This is a genomic window from uncultured Treponema sp., assembly GCF_934725225.1.
Taxonomy (GTDB): domain Bacteria; phylum Spirochaetota; class Spirochaetia; order Treponematales; family Treponemataceae; genus Treponema_D.
Genome location: NZ_CAKVAM010000003.1, coordinates 253,327 through 271,988, shown reverse-complemented (window position 1 = coordinate 271,988; position 18,662 = coordinate 253,327). Strand labels below are relative to the sequence as shown.

Sequence of the window (18,662 nt, the reverse complement as noted above, 5' to 3'; positions counted from 1 at the left end):
AATATTGACAAAAAAAGGGAAGACACAAAATGTATCTTCCCTTGGATTAAGCTGTAAGAATACAGGATTTATTAAAAATCTTATTTCTTTGCTTTTGCTGCTGCAGATGCTGCGGCTTCTTCTGCCTTGTGCTCTGCGTTGATTGCGGCTTCTTTCTTGTCTTCTGCTGCGTTTGCTGCCTTAGCTGCTGCAAGTTTTGCGTTTGCTTTTGGTCCGAGAAGCTCCTTAATTTTTGCAGCTTTTCCAACTTTGTCGCGAACGTAGTAAATCTTTGAGCGGCGAACTTTTCCAAGGCGGACAATTTCAACCTTGATAATGCGCGGGCTGTTTACTGGGAATACACGCTCAACGCCAACACCGTAGCTAGTCTTGCGAACTGTGAATGTCTTTGAAATTCCTGAGTTCTTGAAGCAAATAACAAGGCCTTCGTAAATCTGAATACGCTTTGTTTTTCCTTCGATGATTTCAAAGTGAACTTTTACAGTGTCTCCTACGCTGAAGTATTCTGCGTTAGGTTTCTTCTGCTGTTCTTCAATAGTCTTTATAAGATCCATTTTTATCTCCTATTTGCCGCTGTCTTTTGTTCTTGACTGAACATAACGCAGCTTGCTTTTTTGCTTGCGGTCGTTCTTGTATGTTACAAAGTCCGTAAGCGTCCCGATCATTTTTTCTGCTTCTTCTGTAAGAGTACCGTCAGCTCTTGCCTTTTGAATCAGATCAGGCCTGTTCCGCAAGGTTTTCTGAAGGCTCTTAAAAAGCCGCCACTTTCGGATTTCTTCATGGTTTCCGCTGCTTAGAACAGCCGGCACTTCCATGCCTTTGTATACATTCGGCCTTGTATACTGGGGATATTCCAAAAGGCTGCCCGAAAAACTTTCCTCATCCAAAGATTCGCTGGTTATTACGCCGTCAACAAGTCTGTAAACTGTGTCTACAATAACTGTAGCGGCAACTTCTCCGCTGGACATTACGTAATCCCCTATGGAGATTTCCTCGTCAACGTAGGAGTCAATAATCCGCTGGTCGATACCTTCATATCTTCCGCAAATCAGGACAATTTCATCTTTCCGGCTGAGTTCCTGAGCTTTTTTCTGTGTAAAAGGCTTTCCGCTTGGCGTAACATAAATAACATGCTTCGTCTTTTTGTATGCTTCTACACTGTCCAATGCCAGTCCTAGAGGTTCCGGGAGCAAAAGCTGTCCAGCGCCTCCGCCGTAGGGAGCGTCATCACAAGTGTGGTGTCTATCAAAGGCAAAATCCCTGATATTGACCAAATCGTAGGCAATAATTCCTTTCTCTACCGCTTTCGCCATGATCGAGCTTGTAAAAAAAGCGCGCGGAATTTCAGGAAATAAGGTCAGCACAGTAAATTTCATAGGAATTACTCCAGAATCCAGAGGTGCATGAGCTGCATAGTTTTATTTTCAATATCGACTTTGCCGATAAACTGGTCTTTGAATGGAACAAAAACTTTTCTTGCTCCGCCATTCTTATTCAGCTTAACCGAATCGTCCAAAAAACTGCAAGCCTCGGACAGCAAAATCTCAACGAGATAATCTGATCCGCCTTCCATTACGTTTGTGACTGTTCCAACAACTGAATTTTCGTCAATTGCCGGTGCGGTATTGCCCGCCGTTTCCTTTTTATACCATACCGAGCATCCTTTTAAATCCTCGATATACCACTCATTTTTCTGCAGTTTATGAGCATTCTTGCGCGGAACTACGATTTTCCACCTGTTGTATCTTGCAGCTTCTTCAGGTGAATTTATTCCTGCTAGTTTCATGTACAGAGTGGACGCCGCTTCCTTGGTTGATTCAACTTTGAAAGTTTTTTCAGCTGTTCCGTCTGACAAAGCGACTTCTTCCATACTTGCAAAATGCCCGTACTCGCCGGAAGTGCTTTCTACTTTGAATTCGCCCGTTATTCCATGGGAACCGCGGACAATACCAACTACAAACCGCTCTGTCATCGCATTCGATGCCATCAGTCCAGAATTTCCAGGCTGTAATGCTTTCCGTCTTTATTTGACGTTGCGCTTAAAACAGTACGCAGAGCTTTTGCAATACGACCGTATTTGCCAATAACCTTGCCAATATCACCTTGTGCAACGCTTAACTGAAGAACAGGTCCGCGCTCGCCTTCGGTTTCCGTTACAGAGACTGCATTTGGATCATCGACCAATGACTTTGCAATAAATTCAATCAGGTCTTTTTCCATGTTGTGCTCCCTGTAAGTTATTTGGTGATTTTTGTTCCGTCAGCAGCCAATCCGCCCTGTCTGAAAATCTTTTTTACGATTTCTGTAGGCTGAGCTCCAACGCTGATCCAGTATTTGGCGCGTTCTTCATTGAAAGAAGTCTGGCTTCCCTCTGCAGCGATTGGATGGTACTGTCCGATTTCTTCGATTGTTGCGCCATCACGTGGTTTTGCTGCGTCAAGGACGACAATGCGGTAGTCTGGGCGTTTTTTTGTGCCCATCTTCTTTAGTCTGATTTTGACCAATTTTTTCCTCCGATATGAGTTTTGCACACTAAACAGTGTGAACCAATATTTTAGTGAAAAGATTCAGTAAATTCAAGAGATAAAAGGGTTTATGGGCTGTTAAAGTTGAAGAATTTTGTAGGCGACTTTTTGTTTTCGTGGAAAAAGTATTTTAGATTTTCTTTGCGCAACTGATTGCTCTTTGCTTTTTCTCTTAACTTGCTAACTGAAAAATTCTTTGTTATCATAAAGACATCTTTAAGAACTCACTTTAATTTTTGAATTGCGAGGTTTAAAATGGCTGAATTGTATAATCCAAATTCGCTTCCTGCTGATTTTGTAAAAGTTTACGGCGGAACAGAAGATTCTGTAAAGATTTTTTCTTCACCGGCAAGAATCAACATTATAGGCGAGCACATTGACTACAACGGCGGAAAAGTTTTCCCTGCTGCGATAAACCGCTATCTTTATGTTGCCATCAGAAAACGCAATGACACAAAAGTTGTTTACAATGATTTGAAATTCCCAGGAAGATATGAATTTGACATCAATGACGACTTTAAATATGCCAAGGAAAACGGATATGCGAACTATCTAAACGGAATTCTTTCCCAAATGAAGGAAAAAGGCTTTAAATTTGACTGCGGATTTGAAATTCTTATGGTAAGCAATGTTCCTGCTGCCGGCGGAATTTCATCGTCTTCTGCCCTTGAATGCGGATTTGCCTATGCCGTAAGCGAAACTTTTGGATTCGGAATCGACCGTGTTGAAATTGCCAAGCTTGGCCAGATGAGCGAGCATAATTTTATGAACGTAAACTGCGGAATTATGGATCAGTTTATAATTTCCACAGGAAAAAAGAATACAGCAATTGTCCTTGACTGCAATACGCTTGAATACGAATATGTTCCGCTTGAGCTTGGAGACTACAGATTTGTTGTCATGAACACAAACAAGCAGCGCCGCCTTGCAGACAGTAAGTACAATGAGCGCAGAAGCCAGTGCGAGGAAGCTTTGAAGATTCTTCAGGACGGAGGCGTGAAAATTTCCGCGTTGTGCGAGCTTTCTCCAGAACAGTGGGAAAATTCAAAATCTTTGATAAAAGATGAACTTCTTGTCCGTCGCGCAAAGCATTGTGTCTATGAAAATCAGCGTGTAAAAGATGCCGTGAACGCATTGAAAGCCGGAAATCTTGAGAAACTCGGCAAGCTCCTGAACGAAAGCCATGAATCGCTTAAAAACGACTATGAAGTTACAGGAATTGAGCTTGACACTCTTGCGGAAACTGCCCAGAAGCAGGACGGATGTATTGGAGCAAGAATGACTGGAGCTGGCTTTGGCGGCTGCGGAATCGCTCTTGTTCATAAAGATAAAATCAATCAGTTTGTTGAAAATGTCCAGACTGAATACAAGAAAGTTGTAGGATACGAAGCTTCATTCTTTGACTGCGAAAGCGGCGACGGAGTTTCTCACTTCAACTAAAATAGTTTTGAAATTTTCCCTTGTTTTTATGTGTTTCTTTTTCAGCATATAAAAGCAGGGGATTTTTTATATCTTTTGCTGACTTCAAAATTTATTTAGCATTCTAAAGTTATTTTCTTCTATATAATAAACTATACTATTTGACATTCTCTTTCTTATATATTACTATAATAAATCAATTATTCTAACTAAATGATAGGAGAAAATGAAATGTCAATGAATTTGATATTGTTCATTGTTCTCCCTGTAGCAGGAATACTTCTTGGATGGACAATTCGCTGGGTTTATGCCAGATTTCAACTTTCCGCCTCGGAGCAAAAAGCCGAGCGCGTTAAACAAGATGCAATAAAAGAAGCGGAAGCTCAGAAAAAAGAGATTCTTCTTCAGGCAAAAGAACAACTCATTCAGGACCGTAATCAGCAGGAAAGGGAGAACCGTGAACGCCGTACAGAACTGCAGCGTTATGAAAGCCGTGTAAACAAAAAAGAAGAGCTTTTGGAGCAACGGAATCAGGAGTTTGAAAAGCGCGACAAGGAATTTGCTTTAAATGTAGCGGAACTTCACAAGCGCGAGGCTGTTCTTTCGGAGGAAGAAGGAAAGCTTCGGGTTGAGCTTGAAAGAATTTCGGGGCTTACCGCGGAAGAAGCAAAGGCTCTTATAATCAAGAACCTTGAAAATGACGCCCGCCATGACGCTCAGTCTTTGCTGAACAAGATTGATCAGGAAGCTCAGCTTAATGCAGAAAAGAAAGCGCAGGAAATTCTTGTTTCCGCCATTCAGCGCATTGCCACAGAAACTACAAGCGAAATCACAGTCGCAACAGTTTCTCTTCCGAGCGATGAAATGAAGGGTCGCATTATTGGACGTGAAGGCCGCAATATCCGTTCTTTGGAAACTTTGACTGGCGTTGACATTATTATTGACGACACACCGGAAGCTGTTGTTATAAGCTGTTTCGATCCTGTAAGAAAAGAAATTGCGCGTGTGGCTTTGGAGCGTCTTATTATCGACGGAAGAATTCACCCGGCGCGAATTGAAGAGATTGTTCAGAAAGTTACACGCGAGATTCAGCAGAAGATTTATGAAGAAGGCGAAAAGGCTTTGTTTGAGCTTGGCTTGCATAGCATGAGCCAGGAAGCAATAAGAGCTATCGGTCGTCTTTACTTTAGGACAAGCTACGGACAGAATGTTCTTACTCATTCAAAGGAAGTTGCAGAGCTTGCAAGTCTTCTTGCCGCTGAAGTTGGAGCGAACAGGGAACTTGCAAAACGTGCGGCTTTGCTCCATGACATTGGAAAAGGCGCGGAAAATGACAGCGACCAGAACCATGCCGAAGTTGGTGCGGAAATGGCACGCAAGATGGGCGAAGATCCTCGTGTAGTCAATGCGATTGAAGCGCACCATAATGACTGCGAGCCTCAGACAATAGAAGCTGTTATTGTTCAGGTTGCCGATGCGATAAGCGCAGCCCGCCCTGGAGCAAGACGAGAAACTGTGGACAATTACGTTAAACGTCTTGAAAATCTTGAGGAAACTGCAAAGAAATTCCACGGAGTAGAGCAGGCCTATGCAATTCAAGCTGGACGTGAGCTTCGCATTCTTGTAAACAATGACAAAATCCCGGATGATCAGGTAAAAGATCTTGCAAAACAGATTGCAAAGCAGATTGAAACTGACTTGCGTTATCCTGGAAGAATCAAAATTACAATGATCCGCGAAACCCGCATTATTGAATACGCAAGATAATTTTTAAGCCCTGGAAAATTCCGGGGCTTTTTTCTTGTGTTCTTGAACGCTCAAAATAATTTGTTTGACAAAATGCGTTTTAGGGTACAGGATTTTATTATGACAGATGTTGAAAATCTTGAAAAAATAATCCGCGATATTTTTGGTATAAGAAAAATCATCAAGAAAAAACGGAACACAAACAAATGCATTCAGCCTCTTAATATTTATCCGCTTAATATGTTTGCTTTTAATTTTATAAATCGTCTGAGCCGGCTTAATGAAAAATTCAAGGACAACAAAACCGCGCTGAACACAATCTGCGAACGTGTAAAAAATCTTGGCGAGGCAAAATATTCAGGCTGGGCAGGACCTTACAGCGAACTTGTGGCTTTGGACTTTTATTCGCAGTTTTCAGAATTCCTTGGAATTTCTTATATAAATCTTCTTGAAATAAAGCGGCATAAGGAAAGCATTCCGGCTATAAACGGTCAGAAGGAAAAAATCGACATTGACTTGTGCCTTTCGCTTAAAAATGAAAAGCTTTTTACGGATGTCAAGTCGTTCAACTGCGTTCATCAGATTATTTTTGAGCGGATTTTTGAAGCAGTGGAAAATTATGCCGCAAAAGAATTTAAGAAAAACATTTTAATCGGAGTGGAAAACCTTTCAAGTCTTGATTATCTTGATGTGAAAAATTCTCTTGTTTCAAAGCGGCATGAAATTGAAAGGCTCTTGAAAAATGCAGTGAAGAAAAATCAGAATTTTGTTTCGTATTCTTCTGATTCAGGTCTGGCGTTTAATTTTAGAATCAGCTGGCCGGGCGAGATTTTGACTGTAAAAGACTATTCTCCGTTTGCAATGGCACAGGCTTACAGATATAAATTTCTTGACTACGGAAACAAGCTTGTTGACAACGAATATTCACTTATAACAATGGTAAAAAATCCCTGGTTTAATGAAGAAACTGTGGACTTTGGAAATTTCAACAATATGTTTTACCGTTCGTTGAGCCGCCGCACTTTTATGGAGCTTGCAAAAAATGATTTTCCTGCAAAAGATTACTCTTCCGCCTATAAAACTGAAAAAATAAAAGTCTATGATGTTTCAAAAAGCATTGCCGGAATCGTTTTTATTGATGACAACAGCGTGCGCTCAAAGTACTACAAAAGCCTTTATTCCGCTTACATTTATCTGAACCCGAATTACAAAAACAAAACGCCGCTTTCAATCCGCAACATAGAAAAATTTTTCCGCAACAAATACGAAGTTCAGATAAAAGACTTCGACGACTTCAAGTGGGATAATTATTAGAAATCGGGGCTGTCTAATAAGTTCTAAATGCCATTGTCGCACTTGATACTGCGATATTTGCATAGCAAACTCGGTTAGCAATCTCTAAATGATTGCAATATATGCATTTAGATTTTCGGGTCAAGCCCGAAAATGACAAAAAAGATGCTTTTGGACAGCCCCGACTTTTTTAGCACACGCCAATCGATTTCATGTATTCTTTGAGCACTTCTGTGAACCGCTGCATTTCTTCTGGCTTTATGTCACCCATGTTCGCGATTCTGAATGTGTCGATGTTTCCGAGTTTTCCCGGGTAAATTGTGAAGCCTTGCCCGCGCGCAAAATCATGCATTTTGTTAAAGTTGTATTCTGGCGTTTCTGGAATCAGGATTGCGGTTATAAAATGCGACTGGTTTTCTTCTTTTACAAGCATTTTCAGGCCGATTTCCTTTAGTGATTTTACTAAAATTTCCCAGCATCCGGTAAAGCGTTCAAAGCGTTTTTCGATTGTTTCCTGCTTTGTTTCGATTATTGCCTGGCGCAGAGCGTAGAAAGTCTGCACTGGCGGCGTGAATCTTGTCTGTTTTGTTTCCTGGAAATATTTGTACTGGTCATAAAGATTCAGATAGTAGTTGCGCATAGGCCAGTCTTTTTGCTTTAAAAGCTCGTCTTTTTTGCAAATAACAAAACCGATTCCTGCCATTCCGCCGATGTGCTTGTTTGAAGTCGCCGCCGCAAAATCAATCTGGAGCTTTTCAAGGTCAATCGGCATGCCGGCGTATGCGCTTACGATGTCGCAGACTGTTGTCATTCCGTATTTTTTTGCCATCGGGCAGATTTTTTCAAGCGGATTCAGAAGTCCTGTTGTTGTCTCGTGGTAGACAATTGCAAATGTCGTGTATTTTTTTGATTTCATCTGGTTTTCAAGAGCTTCAAGGTCGATTGGTTCGTATGTTGAAGATTTGAAAATATCTGTTTCGATTCCGTAGACTCCTGCGATTTTTGCAAGGCGCGCGCCATAAGAGCCGTTGTCAACCACAAGAAGTTTTCCGTCAGGCGGAACACAGCTTGAAATCATTGCTTCGTCTGCGCCAGTTCCAGAGCAGGCGAACATTACGGTTGTGTATTTTTCTGTGGAAGCCACAAATGAAGTCAAATCTTCTGAGACTTTTTCCATAAGATTTCCGAACTCAAGTTCACGCGGACAAATATCTTTTACAACCTGCGCATATTTTACGCTGTCTGTTGTTGTTGAAGGACCCGGATTCAAAAGAACTTCGCGCTGGACTTTTCTTAGCTCCTCGTTTTCCTTGATGCGCGGATAAATCAATGTGTTCGCGCGTGTAAGCATTGCTTCGTCATCGATTTCTGTCCAAGCATAATATTCAATTTTGTGCACGTAAATAGGGTCGTCTTTCGCAATTTTCTTGAAAACTGTCTCGTAGTCGATTTTTGCGTTTTCTGTGCGTGTTCTGCTGTAGAAATCCACCATTTTGTTCAGGAATTCTTTTGAGACCTTTGAGATTCCAACAAGTTCGCCAGCGACATTCTTTATTTCAGCCTTGTTTTTGCTTACGCCGCTAAGAACGCCGTTTTCATCGGTCTCAAGGTAAACTTCATCCTCGCTGTTTGTTTTTCCGGAAGCAAGGATTACGTTTTTTCGGCTGTCGTTGTCCAGTACAAAAAGCCCGATTGAATCGTATACAAGGTCGCTTTCAAGAAGAAGGGCAGTGCCTTTTACAAAAGGTGCGCAGACTTCAAGCGTTCCCATGCTGCTTGTGTTCTGGTAATTTTCGTTCCTGACAGTGCGGATGCAGTGATATTTTTTTGCAAGTTCATCGTAATATTCGTGGCAATGTCCCGTTCCGATGATGATTTCCTCAACGCCTGCCGCAATCAGTTTCTGGACTGAGCGTTCCACCATCGCAATTCCATCAATCTCAATAAATCCTTTTGGCATTGCTTTTGTGCGTCCACCGAATCTTGAGCCCAAACCGCCTGCCATTATAACCGCTTGTCTTATCATTATTTTAAAAACTCCATAAATGCTTTTTTGTTTTCCTGCGGAGTTGATTTTGGTCGTCCTAAATCTTTCCGCGCGCCTTTGCTTACTTTCACTTCAACAAATGTAAGCTCGTTTGTATTATCATCAAAGGAATTCTTGATTTTGGCAAGGACTTCGCTCAATTCTTTTTCATTTTTTGCTGAATAAATTCTTTTGTAGCAGCAGGCTTTCGCGATTTCCGGCAGTTTTATCTCAAGTCCGACTGTCGGTTGTCCGCCTACAGAATCGTGCGCGCCGTTGTTCATTACAAAGTGCACAAGATTTTTAGGGCTTCTTGTGCCGACTGTGGCAATTCCGCCCATCTGCATGATTGCAGCGCCATCACCGTCAATACAGAAAACCGGGCGATCAGGCTTTTGCATCGCGATTGAAAGCGCAATCTGCGAGGCGTGTCCCATTGAGCCGACTGTAAGAAAATCTTTTTCGTGGCCCATTCCGTGTTTTTCGCGTAGCTCGTAAAGTTCGCGGCTTGCCATTCCTGTTGTGGAAACAAAAGCTGCGTTTTCCGGCGCGGAAAGCATGATTTTTTCAATTGCCTGCTCGCGTTTCATTTCTGCGTTCACAGGAATATTGTTTTTCAGCGTGTATTCTTCAAAAGTTCCCTTGCGGATTACAAAAGCGTAAGGCGCACTGTTTGTTTTCATGTAATCGTATGCTTTTTTCAACTGGGCGGAAAGTTTTGATTCGTCTTCGGTTAAAATCTCGTAGGGAATCTGCATTGCGTCCAAAAGCGCACAGGTTACTTTGCCCTGTTTTACGTGTTGAGGCTCGTCGTGAACGCCAGGTTCTCCGCGCCAACCAATAAAAATTAAAAGCGGAACTGAATAAACGTCCGGGTCAACAAGCGAAAGAAGCGGATTTATCATGTTTCCTTCACCGGAATTCTGCATATAAATCAGCGGAATTTTTCCTGTGGCAAAATGGTAGCCGGAGGCAAGTGCGGTCGCGCTTCCTTCATTTGCGGAAATTATATGTTTTTCAGCAGGCGCATTGTCTGTAACATAAGCGCAAAAAGATTTTAATAGTGAGTCTGGAACACCGGCAAAAAAGTCAGTTCCATTTTTTAAAAGCTCGTTGTATAAGATTGAAGTTTTAATCATAATATTTCCTTATTACCCTTAATTTCAAGTTTTATAATTTAATGTCATTATCGGGCTTGACCCGATAATCCATTGAAAATTTCCAACAGATTACTGACCGAGTTTACTGCGTAAACATCGCAGTGTCGTAGCACGGGAATGACACTTAAATTACTGTTCTTATCAAAACTCGACATTTTGGCTATTAAAATTTTCTATTCCAATTCCTATTTTGTTCCCGGAATCAGCTCTAGGATTTCTTTGATTGGCATGCACATTCCGTCTGTTTCAAGAGAGCGTTCGGCTTCTAGTATTGTTTCTGCGCATTTTTTCATTGCCGGGTACGATGAACGCAGCATGTGGTTCGCGTAGATAATCACGTTTGCACCCCATTCGGCAAGTTCTTTTTCCTTGAACTGGTTGTAAGTTGTAGGAACAAGAACAATCGGGATTTTGTCATATTCTTTTCTGAATCGCTGGCAGAATTCTTTTATGTCCGCTCCGCTCTTGTCCTTTGAATGAATCATAATTCCATCTGCGCCCGCACGGACTGCGGCAAAAGCCTTTGTAAGAGCCTCGTCAACAGAATATCCTGCGATAATCTCTTCAATTCTCGCAATAATCATAAAATCTTTTGTAACTTGCGCGCGCTTTCCTGCGCTGATTTTCTCACAGAATTCCTCTTCTGTTGCAAGAACCTGCTTTGCTTCAGTTCCAAAAAGCGAATTCTTTTTAAGCCCTTTTTTGTCTTCAATAATTACCGCGCTAACACCGTTTCGTTCCAAAGTGCGGACTGTAAAGACAAAATGTTCAGGAATTCCGCCTGTGTCGCCATCGTAGATAATCGGCTTTGTTGTGCATTCAAGAATGTCTGTAAGGCTCTGCATTCGCGTTGTAAGGTCAACCGCCTCAATGTCTGGCTTTCCTTTGCTGGTTGAATCGGTCAGCGAAGAAGACCACATTCCGTCAAACTGGTGGATTCCGTCCTCTTTTGTAACGCTCGCATGCTCCGCAATAAGCCCGGAAAGTCCAGAATGAGCTTCTAGAATGCGAACAACCGGCTTTGCCGCAATCAGTCTGCGCAAAGTCGCACGGCGAATATCCGGCGTAGTTCCAATATCCTTTGCGTTTTCAGCAAGCGCGGTCGAGTTGATTCCCTTTGTGTACGGAATCTCGACAATCTGGCCGTTCCATTCCTTTATCACCGCAAAACATTCCTCGCGGATTTTTGAAAGATAATTCGTTTTCCAGTCGTCGCCGTGAATCATAAAATCAGGTTTGTATTTTTTCAGGTTCGGAACGTAGCTCCAGTCATCCTGCGGAACAACACGCTCAACACCTTTTATGTCTTCAACAACTTCTTTTCGCTGCTCGTAAGTCAAATACGGAAGTCTCTTGTGGCTAGCAATCGCGCTGTCAGTCAAAAGTCCAATCGTAAGCTCACCCAGTTTTGCGCCTTCCTTGATAATATTAATAATTCCCGGGTGAATAATATCGCCTGTGATTCCCAGATAAACTGTTTTTGGCATGAAATACCTCTCAAACTGATAAAAATAAGGGCGGTCCCAAAAGTTTCGCCTCCGCTCAACTTTCGGTCGCTACGGTCATGGTTTCGCTGTCGCTCCATTCCTCAACTTCGTTTCGGAAAAAGCCTCCGGCTTTCCATTCTCATCGCTACCGCATTTTTCCAAAATAGTTTGTTAATAAAAAAGTGTCAAGTTAACTTGTTCAAAAATTAAAATTTTTGTATATTATTTGAACAGAAAACAAAGAAATCTGTGTAAAAAATGTGTTAAAATACATAAAAAAACAGAATCTGTTGAACAAAAATTAAAGAAAACGGCGGTTTTTGTGCTTTCAAGAAAAGAATTCGACATTTTAAGTCTTGTCGAGGCAGAAAAAAAGAAACTTTCTCAGCGTCAGATTGCGAAACTTACAGGTTATTCTGTTGGAACTGTGAACACAACATTTTCTGAGCTTGTGGAAAAACATTTTATTGATGGCGACAAAATTTCAGAAAACGGCTTGAATGCGTTGGAGCCTTATAGGGTTCGGCGGGCGGTTTTTTTGGCGGCAGGGTTTGGTTCGCGTCTTGTGCCGATTACATTGAACACTCCAAAGCCTCTTATCCGCGTTCATGGAAAAATGATTATAGAATCTTTGCTGGACGCGGTTGTTTCCGCAGGAATAAAAGAAATTGTTCTTGTGCGCGGTTATCTTTCCGCCCAGTTTGATCAGCTTAAATACAAATATCCAGATATAAAATTTGTGGAAAATCCGGCCTACAACGAAGGAAACAATATTTCTTCACTTTTGGCTGCAAAAAATTATCTGGAAAACGCGTATATTCTGGAATCCGACATAATCCTGAAAAATCCGAGGCTTGTCTCAAAATATCAGTATCAGTCAAATTATTGCGGAGTTCCATGCGAGCGCACGGACGACTGGTGTCTTTCTGTTGAAAAAGGCAGAATCAGCGGAGTAAGCGTTGGTGGAACTGACGGTTTCAGGATGGTCGGAATTTCATACTGGACGGAAGAGGACGGAAAAAAACTTGGCGAGTGCCTTGAAAAAGTGTACAAAATGCCAGGCGGAAAAGAACGTTATTGGGATTCAGTTCCTTTAACATATTGCAACAAGGATTTTAATCTGGTTGTGCGCAGCTGCTCGTTTGAAGATTTTACAGAAATTGACACTTACAATGAACTTAAGGCAGTTGATGGCGCATACAATGTATAACGCAAAAATCGTAAATAAGGACGGAAAATGTTAGAAATCAGTGGAATAAAAAAATCTTTTGATGGAACTACGGTCTTGAATGACATTTCTCTTGAAATCGGTGATTCCCAGATTGTTTCAATTTTGGGGTCTTCTGGTGGCGGAAAAACAACACTTTTGAACATAATTCTTGGACTTCTTCAGCCTGATTCAGGAAAAATTGTCTTTAACGGAAGCGACATCACGAATACACCGATGGAACGACGCGGATTTAACATTGTTTTCCAGGATTATGCGCTTTTTCCGAATCTTACAGCATACAAGAACATTGTCTACGGTTTGCGCAATTATCCGGACCGCTCATCGAAAGAGGAAATTGAGGCCCTGATTGACCTTCTTGATTTGCGAGAGCATCTTAACAAAAAAATAGATCAGCTTTCAGGCGGACAGAAACAGCGCGTCGCTCTTGCTAGAACAATGGTTATGAAGCCGAGAATCCTGCTTCTGGACGAGCCGCTTTCTGCTCTTGACGGAGTAATCAAGGAATCAATAAAGGAAAAAATCGTTACAATCGCAAAAGAATTCCACCTTACAACAATTATTGTTACCCACGATCCGGAAGAAGCCCTTACAATCAGCGACAAAGTTCTTATCCTGAACAAGGGAAAAATCGAGCAGTTCGCTGAGCCTTCAGAAATAATCAAGAATCCGAAAAGCCAGTTTGTGAACGATTTTATCTTAAAGCAGCTTGAAGTTAAGAAGAACAACATCTACAAACTTTTCAGTCTTTAACACTTTGTGTGCGGCGGATTTTGGACTTCAAAAAAGGAATTTTCAATGACAAAAATAAAAGATATGTTCAAGGAAATAAGAAATAAGCAGATGCGCGCGGCTTTTTACGTTGTGCTTCTTTTCTTTTTCATTTTTATTTTCATTCCGGGAATTGTGCTTTTTAAGAATGCGTTCACGTTAAATTCCGGAGCGTTCAGTTTTAATAATGTGGCTTCTGTCTTTGCCGGCGGAAAATTGCGGACAGCTTTTGCTCACAGCGTGAATGTTTCTCTTTTAAGTGCGCTTATTACAACGATTCTTGCCTTTGTCCTTGCGTACACAGTTAATTTTACAAATATTCCAGTCTGGGCAAAAAAGACTTTGCGCACTCTTGCAGTTTTTCCAATGCTGATTCCTACAATCACCTATGGCTTTGCGATAATCTATTCATTTGGAAAAAACGGACTTCTTACAAAATTGATTGGAAAGCAGTTCTTTGATTTTTATGGATTCAAAGGATTGATTTTTGGCTACGTTATCTATACTTTTCCTATTTCATTCACGCTTTTGACAAACACAATGGCTTATATTGACAGACGATATATTGTTGTGTGCCGGCTTATGGGCGACAGCCGCCTGCGCAGTTTTTTTACTGCGGTAATCCAGCCGCTTTTGGGAACGATTGCGGTTTCTGTTGTGCAGAGTTTCTTTTTGGCGTTCACTGATTTTGGTATTCCAGCTTCTATCGGCGGCCGGTATACGGTTGTCGCGGGGCTTTTGTACAACACAATGCTTGGAAGTTTGCCGGATTTTCACCAGGGTTCTGTGATTGCGCTCTGTATGCTTTTCCCTTCAATTGTAAGCATTCTTCTTTTGAATTATCTCCAGCGTTTTAACGTTCGTTATAATAAAATCGCAATAAACGACAATCAGCCAGATGTTTTGCGCGATATTTTGTGGACATTTATTTCTGTTGTCATCTGCGTTCTGATTCTTTCATCGTTTGTTGTGGTTTTTGTGGCTCCATTTGTTGCAGAATGGCCGTATAACAACACTTTTACGTTGAATCATTTTGTTTCTGTTTTTAATGATAAATCTCTTGTGCGCGTGTTCAAAAATTCCCTTGTGATGAGTTTTTTCACCGCAGTTTTTGGAACTATTCTTGTTTACGCTAGCGCGCTGGTTTCAGCTCGGAACAAAGGTCTGATTCACGGCACAAAGATAATAGAAGCGATTGCCCAGGTTTCAAACACGATTCCGGGAATGGTTCTTGGTATCAGTTTTCTGCTTGCATTCAGAAAAACGCCGCTCCACAACACGCTTGCGATTCTTGTCTGCTGTAACTTGGTCCACTTTTTTGCGACTCCGTATCTTATGATGAAAGCGTCGCTGGACAAAATGAATATCTCATGGGAGACAACAGCGCGTATTCTTGGCGACAACTGGATAAAGACTGTTGCCCGGATTATTACGCCGAACGTTATGCGCACTCATCTTGAGATTTTCTGCTATCTTTTTATAAACGGAATGGTCACAGTAAGCGCGGTGGTTTTCCTTGCAGGAGCCAGAACAATGGTAATCACCACAAAAGTCCAGGAACTTCAGCATTTCGCGAAATTCAACGAGATTTTCATACTTTCTCTTCTGATTCTTGCGGTTAACCTTGTAATGAAAAGCGTTAAGGGGATTGTGAATAGAAAGCAGTAAATCCTAATTTGTAAACTGAATTTTACAAGAATGTGAATAAATCGTTACATTGATTTAACATTTTGCAGCAATAATAAAAAAATAATTATCATGGAGGAAAAATGAAAAAAATCAGACTTTTTACCGCGCTTTTTGCGTGTGTTGCATTGCTTTCTGGCTGTTCAAAGAAAAATCAGGCGGAAAAGCAGGTTATTATTTATTCAAATGCAGATGACGAGGCGGTTGTTTCCGTAAAAAAGGCGCTTGATGAAAACGGATTTGCTGGAAAATACATTTTTCAGTCGTTTGGAACAAGCGAGCTTGGAGGAAAGCTTTTTGCCGAAGGTTCAGACATTGAGGCGGATCTTGTTACAATGAGCTCTTTCTATATTGAAAGTGCCCAGCAGATGGACAATATGTTCAAGGATTTGACTTTTCAGGCAGATTCGACGGTTGCGCATCCTGCATTTTATACTCCGCTGCTTGCCCTTCAAGGTGCTGTGATTGTGAACACAAAACTTTTAAATGAAGACAAGATTCCTTGTCCAAAAAGCATAAAAGATTTGGGAAATCCCGAATATAAAAATCTTGTGAGCGTTGTTGATCCTATGGGAAGCACAACCGCATGGCTTATGGTTCAGGCTCTTATCTCTGAATATGGTGAAGACGACGCAAAAGAAGTCCTAAAGGAAATCTATAAGAACGCAGGTCCGCACCTTGAACTTTCAGGTTCCGGCCCGATAAAGAAAATCCGTTCCGGTGAAGTTGCAGTTGGATTTGGACTAAGACATCAGGCTGTGCGCGACAAAAAAGCCGGACTTCCTATTGATTTTGTTGACCCAGTTGAAGGAAATTTCTCACTTACAGAATCCGTTGCTGTAATCAACAAGAAAAAATACAATCCGCTTGCTATGGAAATGGCGGAATGTATCATCAAAAACGCGCGCGCAAATATCATCAAGGACTACCCGGTTGTTCTGTACAAAGGCGAAACCGTTGATGCCGAAAATCAGGCGACAAACAGCAAAGTTTTCCCGGAAACCCTCACAACAGAACTTCTTAGAAAGCACCAGGAACTCAGCGAAAGCTGCAAGTAATATTTAAAACTAGAAGGGCGAAGTCTCGCCCTACACCCGCACTTCGTTGCGGTCTACCCACTCACCTAGGGGCTTCGCCCCTAAACCCCAAAAAAAATCCCTGCAGACTTTTTAGTTGTCCGCAGGGATTTTTTATATTTTCTAATTTACGACCATAAAATCAACGCTATTTTTTCAGCGGCTTATTTCTTCCCAGCCGGAAATATCAAAAAATCCGTTCTTTATTCTATATCCGTCTTTCAGCGGCAAAGTATATCTTTTTTCTATTGGAATCAGGCTGTTATCATCATTTGCTTTGTTGTAACTCCAATAAACATTTACACCGTTGTCTTTGTCTTGTTTTAACTCTTTATTGAGGAATGGATTCTTAAGTTCTGGAATAATTCCGTCCGAAGCCAAAAATATTGTGTCTGCATTAGTCATAAACTTATTGTCAACTTTTATCTCTGAATTAGAGTTAAAATCTTTCACCATAAGAAGCGGATTGTAATAAAGCATTTTGTTATTGTAAAAATCTGTTTCTTTGTCTGAACCAGATTTTATCTTTTGATCATGTCCGTGGTCTGAAGTAATCACGATTCTTGTATTATTGAAACATCCATTTTCCTTTATTAAGTCAATCCAAAGACCGATTTGTTTTAATGTTGCAACAAAAACTTGATAACACATAATTGTTTCTTCATTGGTTGAACTCAGGATTTTTGAAACCTTATCTTTTTTAATTTTTTCTGTTGAGATTTCATTGTAATTTTCTGTATTAATATAAGCTGCATAATGAGTTGTTTCATTCCCTATAAAAATAAATTCTTTTTCAGTTGATGAAAAATCTGTGAGATTACGCAAAAAAAATAATCCTGAAAAACTATTCAAAAAAGATTCTGTGTGTTCAAAGTCATTGTTTTTTGTGATTACATAAAAATCGTATCTTGCTTTTGGTGCTAAAACCTGTAATATAGAAAAGTTACAAATAGCTTTTCGGCATATTTCATCAAAGTTTAAGCTTTGATTTTTTTCTTTTTCATATCTTCTTATAAATCTTTTGAAAATTCCATACGTTTTTATTTTGGGATGATTTTCAAAACCTCGAAAATCATTTTCTCCCCTAAACTCTGTAGCTGGAAGTCCTGAAATACTAACAGAAAATCCATTTTCGAGAAAATTCAATGGCATAACAAGCGCCGATTCATCGTATTTTTCTTGTAATGGAATTTTATCTCTGATGTTCATATTCTCTGGAGTATAATCATAGCCTCCTAGCATTGCAGGTGAGCCATATAGAGTTGCATGTCCAAAAGAAGTTGTGTTTGGAAAATAAGAAAATCCATTAAATTTTTCAGCAAGTTCAGGCATTTCTTTTTGCATGATTGGAAAAAATGCGGAGCAGGCTCTGTCCAAGAAAAAGACAACAACATTTTCTTTTGTTTTGCTTAAATGAAAAATCGGTTTGATGTCATCAGTCAAATTGTCTGCATTCTGTTTTGAGATGTTTTGTTTATAAACATCGAAGACTTTTTTTGTTTTTATTGCATTCTTTAATGAAATGGTAGAAAGTGAAATCAACAAAATTACAGAAACATAAAAGCATTGATTTTTTTTCTTTGCAGCAATAAGGGCAATGACAACAAAACTTGTCAAAGACAAAATATTTAGAAGAAAATGTGATTTTCTAAGAATATTGCTTTGAATATTAAAAAGAACATTTAAATTTCCATACTTAAATTTAAACACAAACGCATTTAAAACTGCCGAAACAAAAAGCGTGAACATAGCTTTTGTCATAAAAACTTTCGCATTTTTATCGAACATTTTGTATAGCAAGAGTGGCCAGACAACGCAAAGCCCTGTAAAAAGCAATGCAGAGGTTTTAACGTATGAAAATGGACTTTCCGTGTTTCCAATGAATGAAAATTCTGCGGCATCGGAAGAAATCACATTTAATGGAAGCGTAAGTCCAAGCAAAACTGCAAGTCCGATGCACGAAAATAAAAACAGTGGAAAATATTCTTTTGATTCTGTTTCTTTAATGACTCTGTCTTTTAATTTTTTTGAAAATTTAAAAAGAAATGGTAATGCCCACACAAAAATTGCAGTTAAAGTCAATAGGGTTTTCTTTGAGAAGTTTGCATCGGGTCTTAAAATCCAGAAAAGCAAAGACAATAAAATTGAAAATATTGAAATCAGGATATGGAGAATTTTTCCTGGATTTTTGCAGGATTTTACTATGTTCTTTGCAAATGAAAATAAGTTGTTAAAAATCCAGTAA

17 protein-coding genes are annotated in these 18,662 nt (G+C 40.3%); 8 read left to right on the top strand and 9 right to left on the bottom strand.

Going from position 1 to position 18,662, the window contains the following annotated elements; all coding sequences use genetic code 11:
• Positions 1-80: 80 nt before the first annotated feature.
• The 5 genes from rplS to rpsP are packed head-to-tail and all read right to left on the bottom strand — an operon-like array spanning position 81 to position 2,504.
• Entirely contained in the window at positions 81-554 is a 474-nt protein-coding gene (gene rplS, locus Q0H92_RS06180; protein ID WP_294014909.1) for a 50S ribosomal protein L19, read from the bottom strand.
• Between the two features lie 9 nt (positions 555-563).
• Positions 564-1,376: a tRNA (guanosine(37)-N1)-methyltransferase TrmD gene (gene trmD / locus Q0H92_RS06175; protein WP_296012985.1), complete on the bottom strand. Its 813-nt coding sequence runs from the start codon at positions 1,374-1,376 to the stop codon at positions 564-566.
• A 5-nt stretch (positions 1,377-1,381) separates the two neighbouring features.
• Positions 1,382-1,987 carry a ribosome maturation factor RimM gene (rimM, locus tag Q0H92_RS06170; RefSeq protein WP_296012984.1) on the bottom strand — a complete coding sequence of 202 codons (606 nt, stop codon included), beginning with the start codon at positions 1,985-1,987 and terminating at the stop codon, positions 1,382-1,384.
• Entirely contained in the window at positions 1,987-2,220 is a 234-nt protein-coding gene (locus Q0H92_RS06165; protein WP_013701206.1) for a KH domain-containing protein, read from the bottom strand. Before Q0H92_RS06165 ends, rimM begins: the two co-directional genes overlap by 1 nt.
• Before the next feature lie 17 nt (positions 2,221-2,237).
• Entirely contained in the window at positions 2,238-2,504 is a 267-nt protein-coding gene (gene rpsP / locus Q0H92_RS06160; RefSeq protein WP_013701207.1) for a 30S ribosomal protein S16, read from the bottom strand.
• A gap of 276 nt (positions 2,505-2,780) precedes the next feature.
• Between rpsP and Q0H92_RS06155 the strand changes: the two genes are divergently transcribed.
• The 3 genes from Q0H92_RS06155 (at position 2,781) to Q0H92_RS06145 (ending at position 7,004) form a co-directional block, all read left to right on the top strand.
• Entirely contained in the window at positions 2,781-3,965 is a 1,185-nt protein-coding gene (locus Q0H92_RS06155; RefSeq protein ID WP_296012982.1) for a galactokinase, read from the top strand.
• Positions 3,966-4,181: 216 nt separating this feature from the next.
• A complete protein-coding gene (gene rny, locus Q0H92_RS06150) occupies positions 4,182-5,711 on the top strand; it encodes a ribonuclease Y (RefSeq protein ID WP_296013222.1) in 1,530 nt (509 codons plus the stop codon).
• A gap of 99 nt (positions 5,712-5,810) precedes the next feature.
• Positions 5,811-7,004 carry a hypothetical protein gene (locus Q0H92_RS06145; protein WP_296012980.1) on the top strand — a complete coding sequence of 398 codons (1,194 nt, stop codon included), beginning with the start codon at positions 5,811-5,813 and terminating at the stop codon, positions 7,002-7,004.
• A gap of 169 nt (positions 7,005-7,173) precedes the next feature.
• Here Q0H92_RS06145 and Q0H92_RS06140 read toward each other — a convergent pair whose 3' ends face one another.
• The 3 genes from Q0H92_RS06140 to aepX form a co-directional block, all read right to left on the bottom strand.
• Positions 7,174-9,009 carry a 2-aminoethylphosphonate aminotransferase gene (locus tag Q0H92_RS06140; RefSeq protein WP_296012978.1) on the bottom strand — a complete coding sequence of 612 codons (1,836 nt, stop codon included), beginning with the start codon at positions 9,007-9,009 and terminating at the stop codon, positions 7,174-7,176.
• Positions 9,009-10,148, bottom strand: coding sequence for a phosphonopyruvate decarboxylase (gene aepY, locus Q0H92_RS06135; protein WP_296012975.1), 1,140 nt, complete (start codon positions 10,146-10,148; stop codon positions 9,009-9,011). Before aepY ends, Q0H92_RS06140 begins: the two co-directional genes overlap by 1 nt.
• 206 nt (positions 10,149-10,354) lie before the next feature.
• On the bottom strand, positions 10,355-11,656 hold the full coding sequence (gene aepX / locus Q0H92_RS06130) for a phosphoenolpyruvate mutase (RefSeq protein ID WP_296012974.1): 1,302 nt from the start codon (positions 11,654-11,656) through the stop codon (positions 10,355-10,357).
• Between the two features lie 322 nt (positions 11,657-11,978).
• On the opposite strand from aepX, the gene Q0H92_RS06125 reads away from it, so the two are divergent.
• From Q0H92_RS06125 to Q0H92_RS06110, 4 genes are all read left to right on the top strand, one after another.
• Entirely contained in the window at positions 11,979-12,866 is an 888-nt protein-coding gene (locus tag Q0H92_RS06125; RefSeq protein ID WP_296012972.1) for an NTP transferase domain-containing protein, read from the top strand.
• Between the two features lie 27 nt (positions 12,867-12,893).
• Entirely contained in the window at positions 12,894-13,637 is a 744-nt protein-coding gene (locus tag Q0H92_RS06120) for an ABC transporter ATP-binding protein (protein ID WP_296012971.1), read from the top strand.
• Between the two features lie 45 nt (positions 13,638-13,682).
• Positions 13,683-15,323, top strand: coding sequence for an ABC transporter permease subunit (locus Q0H92_RS06115; RefSeq protein WP_296012968.1), 1,641 nt, complete (start codon positions 13,683-13,685; stop codon positions 15,321-15,323).
• Positions 15,324-15,424: 101 nt separating this feature from the next.
• On the top strand, positions 15,425-16,399 hold the full coding sequence (locus Q0H92_RS06110) for an extracellular solute-binding protein (RefSeq protein WP_296012966.1): 975 nt from the start codon (positions 15,425-15,427) through the stop codon (positions 16,397-16,399).
• A 174-nt stretch (positions 16,400-16,573) separates the two neighbouring features.
• Here Q0H92_RS06110 and Q0H92_RS06105 read toward each other — a convergent pair whose 3' ends face one another.
• Positions 16,574-18,166, bottom strand: a complete 1,593-nt coding sequence (locus Q0H92_RS06105) for a hypothetical protein (RefSeq protein ID WP_296012964.1) — start codon at positions 18,164-18,166, stop codon at positions 16,574-16,576.
• Between the two features lie 205 nt (positions 18,167-18,371).
• On the opposite strand from Q0H92_RS06105, the gene Q0H92_RS06100 reads away from it, so the two are divergent.
• Complete coding sequence (locus Q0H92_RS06100) at positions 18,372-18,662, top strand: hypothetical protein (RefSeq protein WP_296012963.1); 291 nt, start codon at positions 18,372-18,374, stop codon at positions 18,660-18,662.